The organism is Streptomyces sp. NPDC088730, assembly GCF_044751215.1.
GTDB lineage: Bacteria > Actinomycetota > Actinomycetes > Streptomycetales > Streptomycetaceae > Streptomyces.
Genome location: NZ_JBIVLK010000007.1, coordinates 96,363 through 119,247 on the forward strand (window position 1 = coordinate 96,363; position 22,885 = coordinate 119,247).

At 71.4% G+C, this 22,885-nt stretch carries 20 protein-coding genes; 10 read left to right on the forward strand and 10 right to left on the reverse strand.

The genetic code is table 11. The features are described from left to right. Positions 1-13 precede the first annotated feature (13 nt). The 4 genes from ACIP89_RS21920 to ACIP89_RS21935 form a co-directional block, all read right to left on the reverse strand. Positions 14-3,046 (reverse strand): alpha-mannosidase, encoded by a 3,033-nt coding sequence (locus ACIP89_RS21920; RefSeq protein WP_402116255.1) that lies wholly within the window; start codon positions 3,044-3,046, stop codon positions 14-16. A gap of 143 nt (positions 3,047-3,189) precedes the next feature. Continuing rightward, entirely contained in the window at positions 3,190-4,287 is a 1,098-nt protein-coding gene (locus ACIP89_RS21925; protein ID WP_401929027.1) for a Gfo/Idh/MocA family protein, read from the reverse strand. After that, a complete protein-coding gene (locus ACIP89_RS21930) occupies positions 4,272-4,928 on the reverse strand; it encodes a ThuA domain-containing protein (RefSeq protein WP_401928517.1) in 657 nt (218 codons plus the stop codon). The genes ACIP89_RS21925 and ACIP89_RS21930 overlap by 16 nt, the downstream gene beginning before the upstream one ends. Positions 4,929-5,139: 211 nt before the next feature. Next, a complete protein-coding gene (locus ACIP89_RS21935; protein WP_402116257.1) occupies positions 5,140-6,948 on the reverse strand; it encodes a right-handed parallel beta-helix repeat-containing protein in 1,809 nt (602 codons plus the stop codon). A gap of 387 nt (positions 6,949-7,335) precedes the next feature. On the opposite strand from ACIP89_RS21935, the gene ACIP89_RS21940 reads away from it, so the two are divergent. Continuing rightward, positions 7,336-8,010 carry an alpha/beta fold hydrolase gene (locus ACIP89_RS21940; protein WP_402116258.1) on the forward strand — a complete coding sequence of 225 codons (675 nt, stop codon included), beginning with the start codon at positions 7,336-7,338 and terminating at the stop codon, positions 8,008-8,010. A gap of 99 nt (positions 8,011-8,109) precedes the next feature. Here the strand turns inward: ACIP89_RS21940 and ACIP89_RS21945 are convergent, their stop codons facing one another. Continuing rightward, the gene (locus ACIP89_RS21945) at positions 8,110-8,910 is read right to left on the reverse strand and encodes an SAM-dependent methyltransferase (protein ID WP_402116260.1); all 801 of its coding nucleotides are present in this window, start codon (positions 8,908-8,910) and stop codon (positions 8,110-8,112) included. Between the two features lie 838 nt (positions 8,911-9,748). Here ACIP89_RS21945 and ACIP89_RS21950 point away from each other — a divergent pair. Then, entirely contained in the window at positions 9,749-10,498 is a 750-nt protein-coding gene (locus tag ACIP89_RS21950) for a dienelactone hydrolase family protein (protein WP_401928510.1), read from the forward strand. A gap of 318 nt (positions 10,499-10,816) precedes the next feature. Next, positions 10,817-11,755, forward strand: a complete 939-nt coding sequence (locus ACIP89_RS21955; protein WP_402116262.1) for a carbohydrate kinase — start codon at positions 10,817-10,819, stop codon at positions 11,753-11,755. A gap of 38 nt (positions 11,756-11,793) precedes the next feature. Here ACIP89_RS21955 and ACIP89_RS21960 read toward each other — a convergent pair whose 3' ends face one another. From ACIP89_RS21960 to ACIP89_RS21975, 4 genes are all read right to left on the reverse strand, one after another. Further along, complete coding sequence (locus tag ACIP89_RS21960) at positions 11,794-12,657, reverse strand: hypothetical protein (protein WP_401928507.1); 864 nt, start codon at positions 12,655-12,657, stop codon at positions 11,794-11,796. After that, entirely contained in the window at positions 12,654-13,223 is a 570-nt protein-coding gene (locus ACIP89_RS21965; RefSeq protein WP_401928506.1) for a sigma-70 family RNA polymerase sigma factor, read from the reverse strand. Before ACIP89_RS21965 ends, ACIP89_RS21960 begins: the two co-directional genes overlap by 4 nt. Continuing rightward, complete coding sequence (locus ACIP89_RS21970; RefSeq protein ID WP_401928504.1) at positions 13,220-13,381, reverse strand: hypothetical protein; 162 nt, start codon at positions 13,379-13,381, stop codon at positions 13,220-13,222. Before ACIP89_RS21970 ends, ACIP89_RS21965 begins: the two co-directional genes overlap by 4 nt. A gap of 433 nt (positions 13,382-13,814) precedes the next feature. Beyond that, positions 13,815-14,879 carry a DUF917 family protein gene (locus tag ACIP89_RS21975; protein ID WP_402116264.1) on the reverse strand — a complete coding sequence of 355 codons (1,065 nt, stop codon included), beginning with the start codon at positions 14,877-14,879 and terminating at the stop codon, positions 13,815-13,817. Positions 14,880-15,268: 389 nt separating this feature from the next. Between ACIP89_RS21975 and ACIP89_RS21980 the strand changes: the two genes are divergently transcribed. Then, positions 15,269-16,102, forward strand: coding sequence for an IclR family transcriptional regulator (locus tag ACIP89_RS21980; protein WP_402116266.1), 834 nt, complete (start codon positions 15,269-15,271; stop codon positions 16,100-16,102). Then, positions 16,099-16,914, forward strand: coding sequence for a class I SAM-dependent methyltransferase (locus tag ACIP89_RS21985; RefSeq protein ID WP_402116268.1), 816 nt, complete (start codon positions 16,099-16,101; stop codon positions 16,912-16,914). The genes ACIP89_RS21980 and ACIP89_RS21985 overlap by 4 nt, the downstream gene beginning before the upstream one ends. Here the strand turns inward: ACIP89_RS21985 and ACIP89_RS21990 are convergent. Continuing rightward, positions 16,820-18,457: an MFS transporter gene (locus ACIP89_RS21990; protein WP_402116270.1), complete on the reverse strand. Its 1,638-nt coding sequence runs from the start codon at positions 18,455-18,457 to the stop codon at positions 16,820-16,822. The genes ACIP89_RS21985 and ACIP89_RS21990 overlap by 95 nt on opposite strands. A 161-nt stretch (positions 18,458-18,618) precedes the next feature. On the opposite strand from ACIP89_RS21990, the gene yhfZ reads away from it, so the two are divergent. From yhfZ to ACIP89_RS22015, 5 genes are all read left to right on the forward strand, one after another. After that, positions 18,619-19,557 carry a GntR family transcriptional regulator YhfZ gene (gene yhfZ / locus ACIP89_RS21995; protein ID WP_401929042.1) on the forward strand — a complete coding sequence of 313 codons (939 nt, stop codon included), beginning with the start codon at positions 18,619-18,621 and terminating at the stop codon, positions 19,555-19,557. Between the two features lie 95 nt (positions 19,558-19,652). Next, complete coding sequence (locus ACIP89_RS22000; protein ID WP_401928494.1) at positions 19,653-20,039, forward strand: transcriptional antiterminator; 387 nt, start codon at positions 19,653-19,655, stop codon at positions 20,037-20,039. Positions 20,040-20,103: 64 nt separating this feature from the next. After that, positions 20,104-20,460, forward strand: a complete 357-nt coding sequence (locus ACIP89_RS22005) for a DUF2620 domain-containing protein (protein ID WP_024491812.1) — start codon at positions 20,104-20,106, stop codon at positions 20,458-20,460. 43 nt (positions 20,461-20,503) lie between these two features. Further along, positions 20,504-21,838 (forward strand): YhfT family protein, encoded by a 1,335-nt coding sequence (locus ACIP89_RS22010; protein ID WP_402116272.1) that lies wholly within the window; start codon positions 20,504-20,506, stop codon positions 21,836-21,838. An 89-nt stretch (positions 21,839-21,927) separates the two neighbouring features. After that, a complete protein-coding gene (locus ACIP89_RS22015) occupies positions 21,928-22,884 on the forward strand; it encodes a phosphotriesterase (RefSeq protein ID WP_402116274.1) in 957 nt (318 codons plus the stop codon). The last annotated feature ends 1 nt before the right edge of the window (position 22,885 follow it).

Here is a 22,885-nt window from a genome sequence, read left to right on the forward strand (position 1 = left end):
GGGCGGCACGTCGTCAGGCTCGGGGCAGGCGCAGGGTGACCAGCTGGAACGGCCGCAGCGCGAGCACGACGCCGCCGGCGTGCTCAGCCGGCCGTTCCGCGTCGTTCAGGGGGCGCTCCAGGAGATCGGCCGGGACGGCCCGCGCGGTGGCGAAGCCGTCGACCCGCACGGTGGCGCGGGCCCGTCCGCCATGCGCCTCGTAGAGGCGGACGACCAGGTCACCACTGCGGTCGTCGGCCAGTTTCACCGCGCTGACCACGACGGCGTCGTTGTCCACCGTCACCAGGGGCGCGACCTCCGCGGCGGTGCCGGTGACCCGCCGCTCCGGCAGGTTGGCCCGGTGGCCCTCGCGGACCGCGTCACCGATCGTCGCGCCCGGCACCAGCGCGTGGTGGAACCGGTGGACGCCCTGGTCGGTCTCGGGGTCGGGGTAGCGGGGCGCACGCAGCAGCGAGGCCCGTACGGTCGTGGTCGTGCCGGCGTCGGCCCCGGTCCGCACGGCACGCGTCACGTCATGGCCGTAGGTCGCGTCGTTCACGATCGCGACGCCCCAGCCCGGTTCGTCGACGTGCACGAAACGGTGGTTGCAGGCCTCGAACTTGGCCCATTCCCAGCTCGTGTTCTGGTGGGTGGGCCGGTAGACGTGGCCGAACTGGGTCTCGGAGGCGTACCGGTCGGCCTTCACGTCCAGCGGGAAGGCCAGCTTCAGGAAGCGTTCGGTCTCGTGCCAGTCCACCTCGGTGGCGATGTCGAGCCGCTTGGCGCGGGCCGGGACCGTCAGGAGCTGGACGACGCGGGAGTCACCGAAGGACCGCTCGACGCGCACCGCCGCGCCGTCGGCGGCCAGTTCGGTGACCTCGGTGAGGTCAGTGCCGACGTTCCGGTAGAAGGCGTCGACGTCCCAGGCGTCCCACTGGTTGGGGAAGTCGGGGTGCAGCTGGAGCAGGTTGGCCGCCTGCCCCGGCGCGATGGCCTCGCGCTCCGCGCCGTGGTCGTACACGGAGACGACGAGGCCGCGTCCATCGATCTCGACCCGCAGAAGGCCGTTGTCCAGGACGTATCCACCACCGTCGAGCGGTACGGGGACCACCGCCTCCTTGTGCGCCGGCCGGGGCGAGGCACCGCCTGCGGGCACCGAACCACGGCTGTGCGGTGCGGAGTTGAAAGCCAGATCGGTGCCGCCGGACGCGTCACCGGCCAGCGCGCGCTGCGCCCCGCCGATGATGTCCTCCAGCTCCGCGGCGAGGCGCGCGTAGGTCTCGCGCGCCTCGCGGTGCACCCAGGCGATGGACGAGCCGGGCAGGATGTCGTGGAACTGGTGCAGCAGCACCGTCTTCCAGATCCGGTCCAGTTCCTCGTAGGGGTAGGGGAACGCGGTCCGCACCGCAGCGGTCGTGGCCCACAGCTCGGCCTCTGCCAGCAGCGACTCGCTGCGCCGGTTGCCGCGCTTCGTCTGCGCCTGGCTGGTGAGGGTGGCGCGGTGCAGTTCGAGGTACAGCTCTCCGACCCAGACGGGCGGGTCGGGGTACTCGGCCTCGGCCTTGGTGAAGAAGCCGGCGGGGGTCTCCCACTCCACGGTCGCCGATCCTTCGAGACTGCCCATGCGGGCGGCCTTGGCGACCATCTCGCGGGTGGTGCCGCCCCCGCCGTCACCGAATCCGGTCGGCGCGAGGGACCGGGAGGCGACGCCCTTCTCCTTGAAGTTCCGCGCGGCGTGGGCGATCTGCTGACCGCTCATCTCGCAGTTGTACGAGTCGACGGGCGGGAAGTGCGTGAAGATCCGGCTGCCGTCGATGCCCTCCCACTGGAAGGTGTGGTGCGGGAACGTGTTGGTCCTGCTCCAGGAGATCTTCTGGGTGAGCAGCCACTTGGAACCGGCCGCCTTGATGATCTGCGGCAGTCCGGCCGCGAAGCCGAAGGTGTCGGGCAGCCACGCCTCGTCGTTCTCGATGCCGAACTCGTCCAGGAAGAACCGCTTGCCGTGCACGAACTGACGGGCCATCGCCTCCGAGCCCGGCATGTTCGTGTCCGACTCGACCCACATCCCGCCGGTGGGTACGAACCGCCCGTCCGCGACCGCCTTCTTGACCTTCCTGTACACCTCCGGCCGGTGCTCCTTGATCCAGGCGAACTGCTGGGCCTGCGACATCGCGAAGACGAAGTCCGGCTCCTCCTCCAGGAGGGCCGTCATGTTCGACGTCGTGCGGGCGACCTTGCGCACCGTCTCGCGCAGCGGCCACAGCCAGGCCGAGTCGATGTGCGCGTGCCCGACCGCGCTGATGCGGTGCGCGGCGGGAACGGCAGGGGCGGCGAGCACACCGGCCAGTTCCTCGCGGGCGGCCCGCGCCGTACCGTTCACGTCCTGGAGGTCGAGGGCGTCCAGCGCCCGGCCGACCGCCCGCAGGATCTCCCAGCGGCGCGCCCCCTCCACCGGCAGTTCCGCCATCAGTTCGCCGAGGACCTCCAGGTCCATGACCAGGTTCCACACCGTCTCGTCGAACACGGCCAGGTTCATCTCGCCCAGGACGTACTGCGGCGCGTCGCCGGCGGTGGCCCTGTCTCCCATCGGCGTCGGCTGGAACGGCACGCCGCTCGCGTCGATGTCGGGGTTGGAGGCGGCCTCGATCCGCCAGTCGACCTGCTCCCCGCCGGCCACCGGTGATCCGACGCGGACGTACGAGTTGCGCGGGTGGAGGCCCTTGACCGGGGTGCCGTCGGGCCGGTGGACGAGCCCCTCGCACTGGAAGCCCGGCGTGCGCGGGGTGAAGCCGAGGTCGAGCACGGCTTCGACGGTGTGGCCCGCCCACTCCGCGGGGACGGTCCCGGTGACCTTGAACCAGCTGGTCCCCCAGGGCGCGCCCCACGCGGTGCCCGGGGTGATGGGCCGGTCCGGCGCCGTGAGGCCCTCGGCCGGCGGGACGGGCTCGCCCGACGTGGACCAGATCTCCACGTTCAGGGGGGTGGTGACGGGGTGGACGGCCGGCCGGATGCGTTCCCTGAGGACGCGGTCCAGACGTGCTTCGACCAGGTTCCGGTCGTCGTGCATGAGAGGTGTCTCCTGTTGCTGCGGGCGGGCGCGGGGGCTCGGCGGGTGGCGCCGGCCAGGTGTCCTGGAGCAGAGCGGCGCCGAGCCGGGTGATGCCGAGCGTGAGTGTCGGCGGGGAGGTCGCCGGCGGCGGTCGAGGCCGGTCAGAGGCTGGTGTCCGCCACCGGAGCGGGGCGCTCGCAGGTGGTGGTCACCGGCAGTGCCCGGCCCTCGGCCGCCGCGTCCATGAGGGTGAGCATGACGTCCAGGACATGTGCGGCGAGCTCCGCGGACGCACGGTGCGGGCGGCCGCTGTGGAGCGCCTCGGCCAGATCCGCGAGGCCCGCGCCCCGCCCCGCGCCCCGGTAGCCGGCCGACACGGGCAGCGTTTCCCAGCCGTCGCCGCGGTGGATCTCGACGGGACCGTCGAAGTTGTTCGGGTCCGGCACGGACAGTGAGGCGCCGGTGCCGTGCACCTCGATGCGCGGCAGCCGCGCGGCGCGCACGTCGAAGCTCATCACCAGCGTGGACAGGGCCCCGTCCGCGTGCTCCAGGACGCCCGTGATGTGGGTGTCCACCTCGACCGGGAAGGTCTCCCCCGCACGCGGCCCGCTGCCGATGGTCCGCTCGGTGCGGGGCCGGGAGGAGGCACCGGTCACCTTGACCACGGGGCCGAGCAGGTGGACCAGGGCCGACAGGTAGTACGGGCCCATGTCGAGCAGGGGGCCGCCTCCGGGACGGTAGTAGAACTCAGGATCCGGGTGCCACTTCTCGTGGCCCGCGGTCGTCATGAAGGCGGTGGCCGCGACCGGCCGGCCGATCAGACCGTCGTCAACGGCCCTGCGCGCGGTCTGCGTTCCGGTACCGAGGACGGTGTCGGGGGCGCAGCAGAGCCGCCGTCCGGCCGCACGCGCCGCGGCGAGCACGGCGCCGGCCTCCTCGCGGTCGACGGCGAGGGGCTTCTCGCCGTACACGTGCTTGCCCGCGGCGAGTGCCGTCAGAGCGACGTCCGCGTGCGCGGCCGGGACGGTGAGGTTGAGGACGGCGTCCACGTCGTCGCGGGCGACCAGGCCGGCGACGGTCGGCGCGAGGGAGACGCCGTCACCGGCCTGCTCCGCGACGGCCCGCGCGCGGCCGGTGTCGAGGTCGGTGACGGCGGTGAGCCGCACCGACGTCAGGCGCTCCAGCGTGGACAGGTAGGCGCCGCTGATCTTCCCCGCGCCCACGATGCCGACGTTCAGAGGCTTCAGCGGCTCGCCCACAGCAGTCCCCTCTCGGTCAGCGTCCGGACCTGGGGCACGTCGAAGTCGTCGGGCTTGTGCCCGATGGTCGAGACGAAGACCCGCCCCGCTCCCCAGGTCCTGGTCCACACGGCGGGCATCACGGCGGGTCCGTCGTGCGGTTCCGCGGCCGGGAAGGTGGTGGTGGCCAGGACCTCGATACGCGGGTCGGTGAGGACCCAGTACTGCTCGCTGTGCACGGAGAAGTCGTCGAGGCCGGCGATGACCGGGTGGTCCGCGCGCTCGGGCAGGAAGGTGTAGGTGTGGTCGTGGAAGCCCGGCGGGTGCATCACGAACTTGCCGCCGGTCAGCAGGTGGTAGCCGTGGTCGTGGAAGCAGTCGACGATGCCACCGTGCCAGCCCGCGAGACCGGTGCCCGCCCGTACGGCCGCGGCGAGGTTCTCGCGCTGCTCGGGCGTGATGGTGCCCATCGTCCAGCACTGCACGATGAGGTCGGTGGCGGCGAGCTTCTCCGCGTCCTCGTACACCGCGAGGTCCTCGGAGGTCTCGACGGCGAACCCCTGTTCCTTGAGGAACGGGAGGAATCCGTCGCTGATCGTCACGGGCTGGTGCCCGTTCCAGCCGCCGCGGACGACGAGCGCCCGCCTGGTGTCGGTGGTCAAGGTGATTGCACGCTCCCATCGGCGCCGCACGTGCGGGGTGCGGCGGTAGGGGTCTGGGCGAGTTCGGCCGGCTGACCGGGGTGAAGCGGGGGTTACCGCTGCTCAGGCCGGTCGTCGGCTGGGTGCGATAAGAACGTACGAACGGCGGACATACTTTGTCAATACACTTTACGAAGTGCGTCGGAGAGGCCTCGGCCGGGCCGCCGCGATGTCAGTCGGTGATGTGGAACGTGGCCGGGGAGTCGTTCCGCAGCGCCAGTTGACCCGGACGGAGATTCTCTACCGTGTTGCCCGTGAAGGCTCCGGTGCCGGTGACGCCGGCACCAACCAGGATTCCCTGCGTCGCGGGACTGTCGATGGTGTTGTTCCTCAGCGTCACGTCGACCCGTGTCAGGTCGATGAAGAGGCCGGCCCGGAAGGCTCCGCGCATCACGTTGTCGCTCAGGGTGACGTGCGTATAGGCGTCGGGGAACAGTGAGGCGCTGTTGGGGGAACCGATCCGGACCCCGTGCCGGACGCCGTTCCAGCCACCACCGCCGATCAGGACGTTGCCGCTGATCGTGGCGGACTCCAGGGGATGCCCGGTATCCCCGAACACGCCGATGTCCAGGGCACTGTTCGAGGAGACGCTGTTCACGAGATTGCCGCGCACCTCTACGTTCTCGCCGCCGGCCACCCGGAGGCCGTTGGCCCACCAGGGCGCGATCGCGGTGTTGTTGAGGATCTTCGCCCCCCTCACCTGACCGTTGGTGCCGCTCACGCCCGCGTCGGAGTACGTGGCGAAGGAGTCGTCGCCGGTGTTCCGGGCAAAGTTGTTACGGACGGTGATGTTGTCGCCCTGCTTGTCCGGATCCCTCGTGTTGCCGTTGTTGATGTTGAATCCGTCGCCGTAGCCGTCCGAGGTCCGGCTGTTCTCGATGAGGCCGTTCGATCCGGAGAGCCAGTTCGCGTCGGTGTGCCGCGTCCAGATCCGCTGGACCAGCCACCCGTCGGCACCGCTGGCGTTGATGCCGTAATCCGCGCCGCCGGTGCCGCCGACCCCGCGCCACACGGCGTTCGAATCGATCTGGATGTCGCGCAGCGTGGTGCCCGATCCCACCAGGGTCTTCGAGCGCCACGACGTGGCCGGCAGCGGGGTCTTGCGATAGAGCGTCGAGTACCACATCCCGGCGCCTTCCACCGTCACGCCCGTGAAGTCGAGCGGCGTGGGCTGGAGGCTGTTCGTCAGATACCTGCCGCGCGGGATCCACACCGTCTTCCCCTGAAGGCGGGCAGCGTTCACCGTGTTCTGGATGGCGGCCGTGGAGTCCTTCCCGGACCGGGGATCGGCGCCGTAACTCACCACGGAGAGGGAGTTCGCCGGCTGGGACCGCGCGGGCCCCACGTTCTCCAGGTCGACGGAGTCGATGTCGTAGACCACGGCCTTGTTGCCGGATCCCTTACGGAACGTGACCGTGCTGCCTGCCGGGATCGGCGCGCCCGTGACCCAGACGGGGAAGTCGTTGTAGAAGCGGTAGGGCATCCCGCCGGCCTTGGGGTCGTCCGGGTTCGTGGTCGCCTCGCGGTAGTTCCACGCCTGCGCGGAACTCAGCGTGATCGCCTGACGGAACGTGCCGTTGACGTACAGGTCCAGCGACGCGCTGATGCCGCCGCCTTCCGGAGCGTCGGGGATCGAGGCACGTACCACGAGGGTGTTGGCGCTCCGGCCCGAGCTGTTCGGAACCGACACCTCGTCACCGGTGTTCTCCAGCTCGACCAGCGCGTTGCCCGACGCCTCGGTCTCCAGGGAGGCCGAGGTCGGGACCGTCGCTCCGGGCCTGATCGAGCGGACGCGGGCGGCGCCGCCGAGCGTCCCGGATTCGGCCTCGACCGTCACGAACGGCGTGGTGGCACCGGCCGTCTCGGCCATCCCGGCAGGGGCACCGCCAAAGGCCCCGGCCGCGGCCTCCGCGTAGCCTCCGGCGCCGGGAAACACGCCGAACAGCGTGCCCGCGACGACGGCGGCTACGCCACCGGCCAAACGGGAGTGTCCTCGAAATCCTCTGCGGTGCATGGTTCACCTCGTGTGGGAGTAGGCCATGGGATACCCGGCAGCGCCGGAGGAGCGGGCCGCACGTGGCGGCGCTTCATGCCCGGGGGCGACCGCACGCCGCAGGTGCCTGCCGGGGCCCCGGCAGCAGGACGCCACCGGGTTCCGCCACCTGGCCGAGACCTGATCGGTCATCAGGGGTGGGGCAACAGGCTTGCGAATGAACCGAGTTGACGGAACGCGGCGACGATCGGGGTCACCTGAGAACCTAGGAACCGTCACCACGCTTTGTCAATACGTTGTACTAATGTGGTCGCATCCCACTCCAGCTACCACCGCGGTGATCCTCGCCGCCTACGATGGCCGATGAAATTCGTCATGGTGCCGGGCGGCTGGCAGGGCGGATGGGCATTCGGCTCAGTGGCTGTCGAGCTGAACCGAGCCGGTCATCAGGTCGAGGCGGTGACCCTGGCGGGGCCGGCGCCGGACGGACCGGCGGCTGTGGACCGGCCGCCGAACCTCGACACCCATATTGACCAGGTAGCGGAGATCATCGAGCAAGGTGACGGGACACCGCCGGCGCTGTGCGGGCACAGCTACGGCGGGATGGTGATCGCCGGTGTCGCGGGCAGGGCCGGCCCCCGCCTCGACCACCTCGTCTTCATCGACGCCTATGTTCCCGGGCGACGGGGGATTCGTGCTGGTCCCTCACCAGCGACAGCTTCCGGGAGTCGTTCGTCGCCGGTTCCCGCGCCGACGGCCGGTGGATCGCGGTCCCGGACGGGCTCGACCCTCGCGCGACCGCACCCGCTGGCGAGCTTCATCCAGCCGGTCAGGCTGCGGCACGGCTCCGGCCACGCGCCGCCCGCCCGGACGTTCATCAGCGGTGGCGCGTGGCCGGACAGCCCGTTCCCCAGCCTGACCGAATGGTTGCGCGACGACCCGGCCCGGCGGGTTCACGAACTTCCCGCCGGTCACAACATCGCCCGCCGCGACCCCCATGGCCTCGCGGCCATCCTCCGCACGCTTCCGCCGGCCGGCGGGAAACCATGACCCCGATTCCGGGGCCGCCGGGCCGAAGGGGTGCTCCGACGGCCCGGCGCCGGCCGGCCGGCAAGACAGGAGCCGCGTTTGGCGACAGGAATCGACCCGTTACGCCTTGCGGGCCACGGCGCACCACATGGGCAGGGTGTCGTCCGCGATGTCGGACGGGCCCGGACGCCAGCGGGTCAGGGTGACGAGCCCCGGTTCCAGGATCTCCAGGCCGTCGAAGAAGCGCCGCACCTCGGCGTGGGTGCGGGGGGTGGCCGAGGCGTGGCTGGCGGCGCGCTCGTTGTAGATCCGCATGGACTCGGCAACCTCGGGCGCGGTGACGTCGGCGGCCGGGTGCGACAGCACCAGGTGACTGCCGGGGGCCAGGCGGTCCAGCAGCCGGCGGGTGATGTCCCAGGGGTCCTCGGTGTCCTTGATGTACTGAAGGATAGCCACGAGCATGAGGCCGACCGGCTGGTCGAAGTCCAGGTTCCGGGCGGCCGCTTCGAGGATCGCGTCCACATCGCGCACATCGGCCTGCACGTAGTCGGTCTGTCCCTGGGGTCCGCTGACCAGGAGCGCCCGCGCGTGGGTGAGCACGATCGGGTCGTTGTCGACGTAGACGACACGCGATTCGGGGGCTGACTGCTGCGCCACCTCGTGGGTGTTCGCCGCGGCGGGGATCCCCGTGCCGATGTCGAGGAACTGGCGGATACCGAGGTCGGTGAGGTGACGTACGGCGCGACCGAGGAAGGCTCGGTTGGCCCGGACCGACGGCACGATCGTCGGGTTGGCCTGGGCGGCGAGCTCTGCCGCCTCCTGATCCACTACGTAGTGGTCCTTCCCGCCCAGCCAGACGTTGTACACGCGGGCGGGGTGCGCGCTCGCGGGATGCGGGACGGAAAGCGTGTTCTCGTTCATCGTTCTGTCTCCTCGTGCGGCCGCCACAGCCAGCTCGAACTCAAGTACGGGACACGGTACATCCGTGATCCATCGCTCATGACCCATGAGCACATGGCATTTGGTTCCGGACCGGGGCCGGCCCGGGACCGGCGCTGTTCGGGCTCCCGCTCATGTGGCGCTCCGTCACTCATACCGTTGCTTCGGTGAGTCCGCCTCCTCCCCTGCTCGATGTCGGCGATCGTCAGCTCCGGCATCCACAGCTGGGCCGACGTCGTCCCGGCCCGGACCGGCCGGGCGTCCACCGGCAGCCACCGCTCCGGCTTCCACGTGGCGCTGCGCAGAGGGGAGTTGGGGCAGTGCGAGCAGATCTCCTCGACGCCCGCCACCAGCGTGCCCGGCCGGCGGCTCTCCCGCGGCGGTCAGCCGCGACAGCAGTTCCGCACGGGTGGAGGCGACGGGAAGTGCGTAGGCCCGGCGCAGCGCCTCCCGGACCGGCGCTATGCCTCCCGGACCGGCGCAGCGCCTCCGGCCCGGCACGGTGTCGGGACGGAGCGAGTCGAGGGATCACTTCCATGAGCGGCAGCAAACTCCGGCCCGCCCGCGCCCGCCGAGGCCCCGAGGGGCCGGCCCGCCGCTCCCCCGCTCCGCTCCGCCTCCTGGAACGAATTCGTCTCATTCGTCACCGGCGCCGTGGGCGAGGTACTCAGCGCGAGCGAGGCACAGCGGTCATTGCATTTGCTGGCGTACAGGTTGTACTTTGCTCGCGAAAGTGAACTGACTTCCCGGACCAACGGGTTGAGGTCATCGCTCCGTCACCCCCGACGGTGTTTGCGCACCAGTCCGAAGAAGGAAGAACGTGCCTGCCAAGACGCTGTTGATTCCCACCGCCGACGGTCGGGCCGACGCATTCGCCGCCTTCCCCGACAGTGACGAGCGGCATCCGGGCGTGCTGCTGTACCCGGACGCTTTCGGCGTGCGGCCGGTGGTGGAGGAGATGGCCCGTGAACTGGCCGGGCACGGGTACTACGTACTCGTCCCCAACATCTTCTACCGGCACGGCGCGGCACCGGTGATCGAGCTTCCCGAGCACATCAGCGCCGAGACCCGGCCCGCGGTCTTCGCCCAGGTGATGCCCTTGATCAAGGCACACACGAGCGAACGCGCCCTGCGCGACGCCGAGGCCTACCTCGGGTTCCTCACCGGCCGGCCCGAGGTCAGCGCCGGACCGGTCGCCGCTGTCGGCTACTGCATGGGCGGGGCCCTGGCGATGCGCACCGCGGCCGCATATCCCGGTCAGGTGGCGGCCGTCGCCGGATTCCACCCCAGCCCCCTGGTCACCGACGAGCCCGACAGCCCGCACCAGGGCTTCCCGGAGGTCTCCGCCCAGGTTCATCTCGGCCTCGCCGAGGGCGACATGACTCCGGAATCCCTCAGCGAGCTCAACCGGGCCCTGGACGCCGCGGGCGTCAGCCACACCTGCGAGGTCTACCCGGACACCACTCATGGCTTCACCATGTCCGACACCGACGCGTTCAGCCCCTCCGGGCTGCGGCGCCACTGGGACCGCCTGCTGCCGCTCCTCGACCGCGCGCTCACCGGCCGCTGAGGCTCCGGGGCCCGCACCCGCGCCGGCGTGGATCTGCTCGCCCGGCAGGCGGGTGAACCCTCCTGTCGTTGTTGGCGGCACTCCCCTGGCCCGAGGACATCACCGGCGACCGCCCGGGGGCGGCGAGGCCCCGTAGCGTCCCGGCCGCCCGCGTCCGGCTGAGCGCGTGGTGGTGACCGCGGGCCGGCCGCACGGCAGCCGGCCACGTCCCGGCTATCCCGTACTCCCCGTACACACGGCAGGATCGGGCCCCATGTGTCCGGGCCGGGCCGCCCGCCAGGACACCTACGTCACCGCACTCCAGGAGCCGTCACCCTCATGCTCGACAGAAACGACCTGCTGGTCATCGGTGAATGCGTCGCCGACATCGTCCGGCTGCCGGGTGCGGCCGACCAGGTCCATCCGGGAGGCAGCCCGGCCAATGTCGCGTACGGCCTGGCCAGGCTCGGACACGGTGTCACCCTGCTCACCCAGCTCGGGCCGGACGCCCACGGGCGGCGGATCCGCGACCATCTGGCCGGTGCCGGGGTCGAGGTCCGCACGGACGGTGCCACGGCCCCGACCCCGTCCGCCGCCGTCGCGCTGGACGGTGCCGGGCGGGCCGCGTACACCTTCGAGATCACCTGGACGCTGGGCCCGGTCTCCCTGGAGCGGCCGCCCCGGCACGTCCACACGGGGTCGATCGCGGCCGTGATGGCTCCGGGCGCGTCCGCGGTCCTCGCCGCCGTCGAGTCGCTGCGGACGGCAGCGACCGTCAGTTACGACCCCAATGTGCGGCCGGAGCTGATGGGGGACCACGAGGCGGCCGTGCGCGAGGTCGAGCGCTGTGTCGCGCTCAGCGATGTGGTCAAGGCCAGTGACGAGGATCTGGGATGGCTGTATCCGGGGCAGGAGCCGGGACGGGTCGCCGAGCGGTGGCTCGCCACCGGGCCGGCCCTGGTGCTGGTCACCCGGGGCGGCGACGGGGCCCTGGCCGTCCTGCCCTGCGGCCGCGTGTCGGTCGCCGCGCCGGCCGTCGACGTAGCGGACACGGTGGGTGCCGGGGACGCCTTCATGTCGGGCACCCTCCACGCACTCGCCGCGCACGGGCTGCTCGGCGCACAGGGGCGGGAGCGGCTCCGCTCGGTGGACCGGGCCACCGTCACCGACGTCCTGCGCCACGCGGCGGCCTCCGCGGCCGTGACCGTCGCGAGGGCGGGTGCCAGCCCGCCCGATGGTCCGGAACTCGCCGAGGCGCTCGGCCGGACCGGCCGCTGACGCCGGGACCGGCGGGGAGCACCCCCTGACGCCGGCCGCTACCCCCAGCACCACTTGGGTTCCCGGCGGGCGGCGGCGATGAGCGGGCGCGGGGACTTGGGGCGGGGCTGGAGCCGGTTGCGCACGGAGGGGCGTCCGGGAGCGGGCGTGCTGCCGGCGGTGAGGCTGCGGATGTGGTCGGTGAATCCGGGGGCGGGCAGGGGCAGCTCGAAGTCGTCTATGTGGCCGACCGCCGCGGGTACGTAGTCGAGGACGGCTCCGACCATGGCGGGCACCGGGACCGGGTCGGTCTTGAGCGCTCCGAGGATGCGCAGCGCCGTGGGCAGCAGGCTCGCGTCGGTGGTCGTCACGGCGTTGAGCGCGTCGCTGACGATGCCCGGCACGTCGTCGGCGGTGACGTCGGGCACGGTGTCGGTGAAGTCGTCGGTGGAGGGGGGCGCGCTCTGGATCTGCTCGGTCTGTTCGTACCACCAGCGGGCCTCGCCGTGCTCGCCCAGCGCGAGGTGGTGGAGGTAGAGGCAGTAGGAGGCCGCGGGGTCGCCGGCGCCGGCCGCGTACTGCCACCAGAAGCGGGCGTTCTCCTCGGATTCCGCGAGCTGGAGGATGCAGCCCAGGACCCGTGCGCCCGGAGGTTCGGGGAGTTGCGGGGTGAGGAAGGTGTCCAGGGCGCTGAGGGCGGTGTTGCGGGTGACGACGGTCTCGCAGAGGGTCTGCAGGTTCTGGGCCGCTTCGTGTTCCGTCGGCTCCTCCGGTACGGCGACGGCCGGCGGCGGGGCACAGGACGGGCCGGCGGTGTGGAGGCGGGCGAGGAGACGGGTCTCCGCGGCGTGGATGTCGTCCTGGGTGTAGGGGGTGGTGACGAGGCGTGCGCGGGAGAGGAACTCCGTGATGTGGCGTGTCATCGTCGCCCTTCCATGGCGCGGTCCGGTCCCAGGATGTCCCGCAGCCGGCGCGTCGCGTGCCGGACGGTGGAGCGCACGGTGGCGCTGGTGATGCCGAGTACGTCGGCCACTTCGGGGGCGTTGAGCCCGTGGAGGTAGGTCATCACCATGACGTCGAGCTGACGCTCGGTGAGCTGCCGCATGGCCCTCATGAGCGCGAGGGTCTCGGTGACCTGCCCGTACGGATCCACGGCGTCGCGCAGGGCGAAGGTGTTGAAGGCCTCGTCGTCGAGCAGCGGGGGCCGGCGCCTGCGCGCCCGGCTGTGGTCGTTGACCTTGTTGCGCATGACGGTCCACGCGTAGCCGGACGGGTTCTCGACGAGCAGGACCTTGTCCCAGGTGCGCAGCAGCTGCTCGAAGGCGCTGTCGATCGCTTCCTCGGCATCGTGGCGGTTGTGCAGGAAGGTCTCGGCGTAGTGGATGTAGCGCGGCCGGTTCATCTGGTGGAAGGCGGTGAACGAGAGGTCGGGGAGCGGCTGGGTCATCGGATCGGCGCCCGGACGGGTGCGGCTTCGGTACTCGGTCACCGGCCTTCCTTCCGGTCACGGGGGCGGCGGTTCAGCTCGCTCACCCCGATCCGGACTCCCGCGGCCGCCAGGTGGCGCAGCAGGGTGCGGGCGTCGTTGCCGAAGACGCGGATCGTGACCGCCAGGATCATCAGGTCACCTACGAGGTGGATCGTCACAGGCGCGAGCCTCTGTTCGTGCGGAGAGCCGGGCGCTTCTTCGAGCCCGGGAAGTGCGCGGTCGTGCGCCCTTCACTCTCAACAACACCTGGCAACGAACAACTGTGCATGCGTCATTCGGAGAAAGTGACGGAACGGCAGAACCGGTGAGGCGCGGACGTTCCCGCTTGCTCATCCGGCACGATCAGCCACCCCGCGCCAGGCGCCCGCCGGTACCGTCACCAGCGCACACGCTCCACGGCCGCCACTTTGCATAAGTTTGCGCAAAGACAGCAAAGTTCTATCGTGATCCAGGTCACACCCGCCATCCGCGACGGGATCCCGACTTCGATCACGGACATGCCCCGGGCCCCGGCGGGGAAGAGCTCGACGGCCTCACCGCGGCGTTCATGATTCACGACGGCGAAGGGAAGCGCGACCCGGTACGGGCTGTTCAGGCGTGGGCAAGGGTCCTGCCCACGGGCGCGAAGGAGAAGCCGAGCAGTTCCTCGACCGGGGTGTACACCTCGGGCATGTGCATCGTCGAGGAGAGCAGCAGGTTCGCGGCCGGGGCGCACAGCACGGCGAGCCCCTTTCCGACCGCGACGTCGGCGGAGGCCAGCGGCTCGCCGTTCTCGTCGAACGTCGTGATCAGGTCGGGGAACGCGGCCCTGCGCTCGCCGCCCGGTTCCAGCGTCATGTACTCGTTGACGAAGTGCAGCACGGTGCCCTCGGCGTCGTCCAGCACGGCGACGCCGACGTCCAGGCCCTCGCGCTGCTCGCAGCGGTACTCGCGGACGGTGCCGGTGGCGACGATCCCGCCGCCCAGGTGCCGTGCCGCCCCGGCCGGGCCGTCGGCCAGGAACCGGTGGCCGAGTTCGATGGCGGAGCCGATGGCGCCGGACGCGCCGTGCCGCGTGGCGTAACCGACCTCGATCGCGTTCCTGGCGACACCCACCCAGCCGCCCGCCTCCACCGACGCGCGCCGGACCACGGACGACGCGGCGTCCAGACCGCCGGCGACGGCGCCCTCGACATACGTGTGCGGCTTGCCGCCCGCGTAGCCCTGGACCGAGCGGTAGCCGTCCTGCCGGTGCAGCCCCATCGCGCCCATCACGCTGGAGGGGTGGGCGCGCCCGTTGCAGGCCAGGTCGATGACGGGCAGTCCGGTCATCGCCGAGTGGAACCAGCCGTTGACGGTGGTCTCGGCGCCGTTCTCGTTCGTGTGGATCGCGGCGAGCGGGCGCGGCAGGTCGCGGCGCAGCAGCTCCAGGGCGCGCAGCAGGTGCGTGGGCAGCACCAGCGGGTCCGCCGCGGCGGGGGCTCCCACCAGCGCGACGGTGGCGGTGAGGTCCTCGGGCGCGAACTCGTCGGCGGTCCACAGCTCCGGCGCACCCACCTGAAGGGCGAGTTCGGCGGTGCGCAGCCCGCGCCCGACGAATCCGCCGCCGCCCCCGCCGAGCACGGCACCGCCGTACACGGCCGCGCGGATGTCCTCGTGGGTCAACTGTCGCTTCACGTTTCTTCTCTTCCTTCCCCGAGGGGACCGGTTCGCCGAGGGGATGCCCGCAAGGCAGCCCGGTGTACGGGCCCGTCCGGCCGCTCGCGCGGGGCGTCGAACGCGCCGCGACCGGAGGGACAGAGGGCGTCTCCCGCGATGGCACGGCCGGCTCAGCGGGCCGGCGGCCAGCGGGATGCCGAGCTGTCGGCGCGGCCCGGCCACCCTGATCGGCATGGGAGTTCTACATTATGGAACCAGGTCCTATTATATGGACTACTCATGGATCATCGGATCGGAGGGGCCTCGGCGTCAAGAAGTCTCAGAATGCGGGCGGAACGATCACGGCTCCGGGGCGGCATACCATCGGACGCGACGCGGCCGGGGGCGGCCGGAGAGGGAGGAAGACGGTGAGCACACTCGCCAACGCCCGGGACGTCCTGCGTCTCATGGCCCGCCTGCGGCGCGATGTCACCGTCACCGACGTGGCCGGCGAACTCGGGCTTCCCAAGAGTTCGGTGTCGCGGACCCTGAGCATGATGGCCGGGTACGGCTTCCTGGAGCGCGACCCCGTCACCCGGGCCTACCGCCCCGGCGAGCTGATCATGGAGGCGTCGTACCACTTCCGCGCCTCGCGCGGCACGGTCTCCCTGCTGGAGGAGGAAGCCGCCCGGCTGGTGTCCGAGACCGGGTACACCGGGTACGTCGACGTCCTGGACGGCAGCGAGTCGCTCGTCCTGCACATGCGCGTCAGCGCCATCGGCTCCCTCCACGCCTACACCCCGGCGGGCACCCGGGCTCCCGCGTACGCCAGTTCGATGGGCCGGGCGCTGCTCGCGCGGCTGGAGGACGACCAGGTCACCCGCCTCGTCGACGACCGTCTGGAACACAGCGTCGGACAGGCGCCGAAGACCCGCGCGGAGCTGCTGACGCAGCTGGCCCGGGTGCGGGCGGACGGGTGGGAGTTCTCGCGCGGCGAGTACGTGCCCGGCGTGGCCGGGATCTCGGGGGCCGTCCTGGACGGCGACACGGGCCAGATCTTCGGGATCGGCATCGCGCTCCCCGCCCAGGAGCTGCGCGACGGCATGCCTGAGCAGTTCGGCAGGGCGGTGCGGGACGCCGCCCTGCGCGTCGGCAAGCGGATCGGTGATCCCTACTGGCTGCGGTTCGCCGCGGCCGGCAGCGGACGGTCCCGCGGAGTGTCGGCCCGCCCCGGGACGGCGGATGACGGACCGGTGCCATGACGACACCGCCGCCCCGGCTCCTCGCGGCGCTGGACCGGTTCCACACCGCCCGCCCGTGGGACCACAACGCCCACTACCACCGCTGGATCATGCGGCAGATCCCCAAGCGCTTCGGCACCGCCCTCGACATCGGTTCGGGCAGCGGGGACCTGGCCCGGCTGCTGGGCACGCGTGCCGGCTCGGTGCGGGGTCTGGACGCCGATCCGGCGATCGTCGCTCGGGCACGCGGACTCACCGCGCCGGACGCGCCCGTCGCGTTCAGCGTCGGGGACGCGCTCACTGACATACCGTCCGGCTGCTACGACGTGATCACCTGTGTCGCCGCCCTCCACCACCTGCCGTTCTCCGACGCTCTCGGTGTGTTCCGCCGGCACCTGGCGCCGGGCGGGACGCTGGTTGTCGTGGGGCTTGCCCGCCCGCAGTCGGCCGGTGACCGGCTCCTCGGCGCGGTCGCCGTTCCGCTGAACGTCGCCATGGCCTGGATCAGGAACCGGGGGCGCCGCTCGGCACGGCCGGTGTCGATGACCGCCCCCACCAGGCCCGCGGTGATGAGCTTCGCCGACATCGCGCGTGAGGCCCGGCAGGCACTGCCGGGTGCCCGGCTCCGCCGCAGGGTCTTCTGGCGGTACACCTTGGTCTGGCACCAGAACCGACCTGCCCCGCAGGGAAGTTCCAGGACGGCGAAGGCTGCTGCCGACCGTGAGGAGGCCCCTTCGTCTAGCGCTCGGACGGGCGCGGCGCCGGGCCCTCGGGGCGTACGTCGCCGGCGTCGCCCGTCACACGTGTGCCGGGGTGCCACAGCGAACAGATGAGGGCGAGCACGAGGGCACCCGCCATGGAGTAGAACACCCACTGGTTCGCCTCGGCGAAGTCCAGCCGGAGCGCCTGCATCGACTCCCGGGCGAGCTCGGCGGCCCTGCCGTCTCCCGTCGGCTGTCGCGCGTCCGCGTTCCCCGTGACGGATTCCGCGATGCGCCGGGCGGCGGTGCGGGCGGGCCCGGACGGCACGCCCCGGTCCCGCAGCGACTCAAAGACTCGGTTCACCGTGACATGCGTCAGCACCGTGCCGAACACCGCGAGACCGATGCTGGCGGCGAAGTTGCGGACCGTCTGCGTGATGCCGGTGACCTCACCGTAAGAGGCGCCGATCGACCGGTTGACGGCATCGGTCGAAGCTGGCGCGAGCAGGAAACCGATGCCCGCGCCCGCGAGCGCCGCGTACGGCCACTGGTCGTGCATCGAGAGCGTCGTCAGCCTGGCGGCCCAGAGCGCGAATCCAACCGCGCCGAGCGCGGCACCGGTCTTCAGGGCCGGGCGGGCGCCGCGCTTGTCCAGGATGCGGCCGCCCCACTGGGAGGCGAGGGCGAACCCCACGAAGAAGTAGAGGAGGTAGAGCGCCGCCTGGTTGGGCGAGGCGCTCAGGGAGACCTGGGCGTACACCGAGGCGAAGAAGAGCACCGGCACGAAGGCCGTCATGGCGAAGAAGAGCACGAGCATGTCGACGGAGAACGCCCGGTCCCGGAAGACCTGGAGTCTGACGAGCGGATGACGCCGGCGCAGTTCGAAGCGGCAGAAGCAGGCCAGGACCACGAGCCCCACCACGATGCACGTCCACGTGGACCAGGCGTCCCAGCCCCAGGACACGGACTGCTGGAGTCCCAGCACGGTCAGCCCCATGCCGACCGCCATGAGCACGGTTCCCGGCACGTCCAGCGGTTCCCGGTTGGAGCTCTCGGGGATGTGTGCGAGCAGCGCCAGGACGATGGCGACCACGGCGACGGGGACGTTGATCCAGAAGATGGCGCGCCAGGTCCATTCGGTGAGCCAGCCGCCCAGCAGCGGGCCGATGGCCGTGAGCCCGCCCGAGACGCCGAAGAACAGCGCCAGCGCGCGCCCGCGCCGCTCCACCGGGAACACCGCGATGACCACGGCGAGCGCCGCCGGGAACATCAGGGCCGCGCCGAAGCCCTGGATCGCCCGGAACCCGATCAGCCATGCCTGGGCGTAGTCCCCCCTCGGCACGGCGCCGCAGAGCGCGGAGGCGATGACGAAGAGGAGCGTGCCGCAGAGCATGACGCGGCGGTGGCCGAAGATGTCGGAGAGCCGGCCTCCGAGCGCGAAGAACGCGGCGAGCGTGAGCAGGTAGGCGTTGATGACCCATTGCATCTGCGAGGAGGTGAGACCCAGCTCGTGAATGATGTCGGGGGCGGCGATCGCCACGATGGTCTGGTCGATGAACGTCATCGACACGGCGAACATCATCGCGGCCAGTGCCAGTGTCTGGTTCGGCGGCCCGCTCGCACCGGCCTTCGCGGGGTGGTCCGGACCCTGCGCCCGTGGCGCCGAGTTGCTCATGGCCTCATGTTGTCCGCGCCCGTCCCGCCCCGCACGCCGGACGGATCAGCGGGAGGAGACCCGGGCACGCGGGGCGGCCGGAAGGGGTTCTGGGAGGGGTTCCGGGAGGGGTTCCGGGAGGGGCCTTGTCAGTATCCAGAATCCTGGTTACTGTTTGATTCGTGAACGACTTCGACGACCGCTTCCTCACCCGCAACGGCCTCGCCGCGCGGCAGCTCGCCGTCCTGCTCCTGCACCACGAGCCGGACACCCGCCTGCCCCGTGTGCGCGACTTCGCGCAGGAGCTGGGCTGCGGAAACGGAACCGTTCAGGCCGCCCTCCACCTGCTGGAGGAGGCCGGCGCGATCTCGACGACCGCCCGCGGCCATCTCGGCACCTTCCTCGTCCACTCGGACCGCACCGTCCTGTGGCGGCTGTCCGGCCTGGGCACCCTGCTCGCGGCGATGCCACTCCCCTACTCACGGCGGTACGAGGGCCTGGCGACCGGGCTGCGCAGCGCGTTCGAGGAGGCCGGCGCGCCGTTCGCGATCACGTTCATGCGAGGCGCCGGAGCCCGGACCGCGGCGCTGCTGGAGGGCAAGGTCGACCTGGTCGTCCTGTCCCGGTTCGCCGCCGACCAGCTGATCGCCGAGCACCCGGTGGAGCTGGTGGCCGATCTCGGCCCCGCCACCTACGTCGGCGCGCACGGCATGCTGGTGCGGCACGGGGTGGACCTGGACACGCCCGGACTGCGGGTGGCGGTCGACCACGCCTCCGAAGATCTGCGGATGCTCGTGGAGCGGGTCTTCGCCGACCGGGAGGACGTCGTGTGGCGGGAGGCCTCCTACATGCAGCTGAGCGACTTGTTCGCGCGGAACGAGGTGGACGCGACCGTCTGGAACCTGGACGAGGCGCAGGACCGGCTCGGGGTCGGCGTCGACGTGCTCCCGCTCGGGGACGAGGTCAACCGGGAGCTGGCCCTGCGCAACTCCACCGCCGCGGTGATCGGCCGGTCCGAGGGGGCCAAGGCGCTCGCCGCGGTCCGCGATTCGCTCGACCTGTCGCTGGTGACCCGGCTGCAGAGCGAGGTGCTGCGCGGTGAGCGCGTCCCCTCGTACTGACCAGCGGGCCGCGTGACCGGGGTCTCACAACTCCGGGGCGTCGCTCGCCCTCAAAATACAAAATCCTGGTTACTGTTGATTTTAGGAGGATCACCATGGACGACCAGCTCGCACTGCGGATCCAGCTCTTTCGCGAGGGCGGCACGGTCAGGCCGGAGGTGGCCGACTTCGTCACCACCGAACTGACCTCCCTGGAGGCGGAGGGCCACACGGTCACCGAAGCGACGGCAGGCATGCTGACCAGCCATCTGATGATGGCGCTCGGCCGGATCCTGGACGGCGAGGCGATCGAGCAGTTCCTCACCGACGAGCAGGTCGCCGCCGAGCTGGCCGGACATCCCGACGCCGTCGCCCGCGCCCGTGCCGTATCGGCCCGCGCCGAGCGGGAGCTCGGAGCCGCGCTCCCGGAGTCCGAGGTCAACTTCCTCGGGATGCACCTGGCCGTCCTGGCGCAGCAGCCCCCCTCCGCACCCACGTCCTGACCGGTCACGGCAGGCGTCCCGCTCCTACCCCGCAGCACAACCCGACGCAGAGAGAAGAACAGCCATGACGAAGATCCTCACCGGTGGAGTCGGCAAGGTCGAGGTCACCGCGGCCATCGGCAAGCTCGGCATCGACTCGCTCGACGTCGTCGCCTCCAGCGACATGGACGCCGCGATGAAGCTCCGGGCCGGCCAGGCCGACTACTACCTGGGTACCTGCCACACGGGCGCCGGCGCCTCGCTGGGCGTGCTCGTCGGGCTCATGGGCAGTGCCGCCTGCCACACCTTCGGGCGCAGCGTTCCGACGGAGGAGCAGGTCACCGCCCTGCTCGCCGAAGGCAAGAAGGTCTTCGGCTTCTCGATGGACCAGATCGACATCATCGCCCCCCTCATGGCGCGCGCCATCGCCGCCCGCGGCTGAACAACAGCCCGTTCTCATCATCCCGGGCACCAAGGAGTGACTCGTGAGCACCACACTCGCCGCCGGCGCCAGCCTCGACTTCACGCTGGCCCAGCAACTGACCGTGATAGCCCTCTGTGCGCTGACGGCCTACATCTCGCACATGGCCCTGGCCGTCTTCAACGACGGGGTACGCCCCTTCATGCTGGACTTCATCCAGGGGCGCACCACCCGTAGCGCGACGACGGCTGTCTCGTTCGGTCTGTCCGCCGGGTTCATCTTCGGACTGGGTGCGCCGATGGCCCTGTCCACGGGTGTGCTGAACCCGTGGCTGGTCTTCCTGCCCACGGACATCCTCGGGATGCTGGCACCGAAGAAGTGGCTCGCCCCCATTCTCGGTGCCGCCTGGGGCGCGGTGGTCGTGTTCGGGCTGAACGGCGCGAACAACGTCGCCCACGACCTGGCGGTCGACTTCCTGACCGCGATGCAGCAGATGTCGACGCCGATCCTGTTCCTGTTCTCGCTGTTCCCGGTGCTCGCCATCACCAAGCAGTTCGGCCGCAAGTGGGGCGGGATCGCGGGCGTCCTCGAACTGGCCCTCGTCGTCATGACCATGAAGCTGTGGCCGAACATGTTCGCCGGAGCGCTGGCCATGGCCGTCGGCGTGCTGATGCTCATCGGGCTCGCGGTCGCCAAGGACGTCCGGCAGCGCCGGGCCGACCGGGCGGCGGGCGTCGAGGAGGTCGTCCTGGAGGACGACCCGATGGCGTCGCTGTTCAGCGCGAGCGCGGCCCGGCTGCGCCGGTACCTGCCGCTGTTCATGGTGCTCGGGGCCGGGGTCTGTGTGCTCGCCCAGATGCACATATTCGGCGGCGGCGAGGCCACCAGCTTCCTCATCGCGAAGGGGCAGTACTCGGAGGCCGCGCAGGTCGACTTCTACCGGGTGTTCGGCTTCATCCCGCTGATCGCGACCACCGCACTCGCCTCCGGGGCCTACGGCATCGCCGGCTTCACACTGGTGTACCCGATCGGCTACCTCATGCCGAACCCGTTCCTCGCCGCGGTCGTCGGCGCGCTCGTGTTCGCGGCCGAGGTGCTGGCCCTGTCCTGGATCGGCCGGCTCCTCGGCAAGCTGCCCAGCGTCCGGGACTCGTCGGAGCACCTGCGCAGCGCCATCGGTGACACCCTCCAGCTCGCGATCCTGTTCGGTTCGCTGATGGCCGCCAACGCCATGGGAGGCGGACTCGGCATCCTCGTCGTCGGCGGGCTCTACCTGCTGAACGAGGCGATGGGCCGGCCCGTCGTGAAGATGGCCGCCGCACCCGCGGCCGTGATCATCGGCGGCATCCTGCTCAACATCCTGTACTGGCTCGATCTGTTCACCCCGGTCAAGGGCTGACACCCCCGCGGCCGGGACCTGTTCACCCCGCGTCAGGGCCGGCACGCCACTGACCGGACCGGGCCCGTACACGAAGAAGGAACCCCACGATGAACCACCCCGCCCCGCACACCCTGCGCACCGTCACCGGCGATATCGCGACCGCTTCGGTGCGCGGCCCGGCCCTCGCCCACGAGCACCTGGTCCTCGATCTGGACCAGCGGGGCGACGGTGCGGCCGTCCTGGACCCGCGGCGCCACGCGGCGGCCGTGACCGCCGAGCTGAGCGCTCTGCGGGAGGAGTTCGGGCTCTCCCTCGTCGTCGAGCTGACCTGCCGGGGCATGGGACGCGACGTCGGCGCCCTGGCCGCGATCGCCCGGGACGCGCGGGTCGCGGTGGTCGCCGCGACCGGCTGGTACTACGAGCCGTTCCACACCCCGGAGATCGACACCGCCGACGTGGAACAGCTCACCGAGGTCCTCGTCCGCGAGATCGAGGACGGCATCGGCGCGACCGGCGTCCGGCCCGGTGTGCTCGGCGAGATCGGCAGCCACGGGGACGTCCCCACCGCTCCCGAGGCCAAGGTGCTGCGGGCCGGCGCACGGGCCGCGCGGGCCACCGGGCTCTCCCTCGCCACCCACGCGCAGCTGGGCCGGGGCGGGCTCGCCCAGCTGGAACTGCTCACCGGTGAGGGGCTGCCCGCCCACCGCGTCAGCATCGGCCATCAGGATCTCCTCGACGACCCGGGCGTCCACCGGGAGCTCGCGGCGCGCGGGGCGTACGTCGCCTTCGACACCGTGGGCAAGTCGGCCTACCAGAGCGACCGGACCCGGCTGCGGCTGCTGCTGGCCCTGGTGGAGGCCGGGCACGCCGACCGGGCCCTGCTCAGCTGCGACATCTCCCGCCACGGCTACCTGCTGGACGAAGGCGGCCAGGGCTACGGGCACCTCTTCCGCGGCTTCCTGCCGGAGCTGCGCGCGGCGGGCGCCGACGACGATCTGATCGACCTGCTGACCCGACGCAATCCGCTGCGCTTCCTGACCGGCGCGAGCGTGGAGGAGAACTGAC

Coding starts and splice junctions, on each gene's coding strand:
- ACIP89_RS21920 (WP_402116255.1), bottom strand. CDS start 3,046: ATGCACGACGACCGGAACCTGGTCGAAGCACGTCTGGACCGCGTCCTC.
- ACIP89_RS21940 (WP_402116258.1), top strand. CDS start 7,336: ATGGTGCCGGGCGGCTGGCAGGGCGGATGGGCATTCGGCTCAGTGGCT.
- ACIP89_RS21945 (WP_402116260.1), bottom strand. CDS start 8,910: ATGAACGAGAACACGCTTTCCGTCCCGCATCCCGCGAGCGCGCACCCC.
- ACIP89_RS21955 (WP_402116262.1), top strand. CDS start 10,817: ATGCTCGACAGAAACGACCTGCTGGTCATCGGTGAATGCGTCGCCGAC.
- ACIP89_RS21960 (WP_401928507.1), bottom strand. CDS start 12,657: ATGACACGCCACATCACGGAGTTCCTCTCCCGCGCACGCCTCGTCACC.
- ACIP89_RS21985 (WP_402116268.1), top strand. CDS start 16,099: ATGACGACACCGCCGCCCCGGCTCCTCGCGGCGCTGGACCGGTTCCAC.
- ACIP89_RS21990 (WP_402116270.1), bottom strand. CDS start 18,457: ATGAGCAACTCGGCGCCACGGGCGCAGGGTCCGGACCACCCCGCGAAG.
- ACIP89_RS22000 (WP_401928494.1), top strand. CDS start 19,653: ATGGACGACCAGCTCGCACTGCGGATCCAGCTCTTTCGCGAGGGCGGC.
- ACIP89_RS22005 (WP_024491812.1), top strand. CDS start 20,104: ATGACGAAGATCCTCACCGGTGGAGTCGGCAAGGTCGAGGTCACCGCG.
- ACIP89_RS22015 (WP_402116274.1), top strand. CDS start 21,928: ATGAACCACCCCGCCCCGCACACCCTGCGCACCGTCACCGGCGATATC.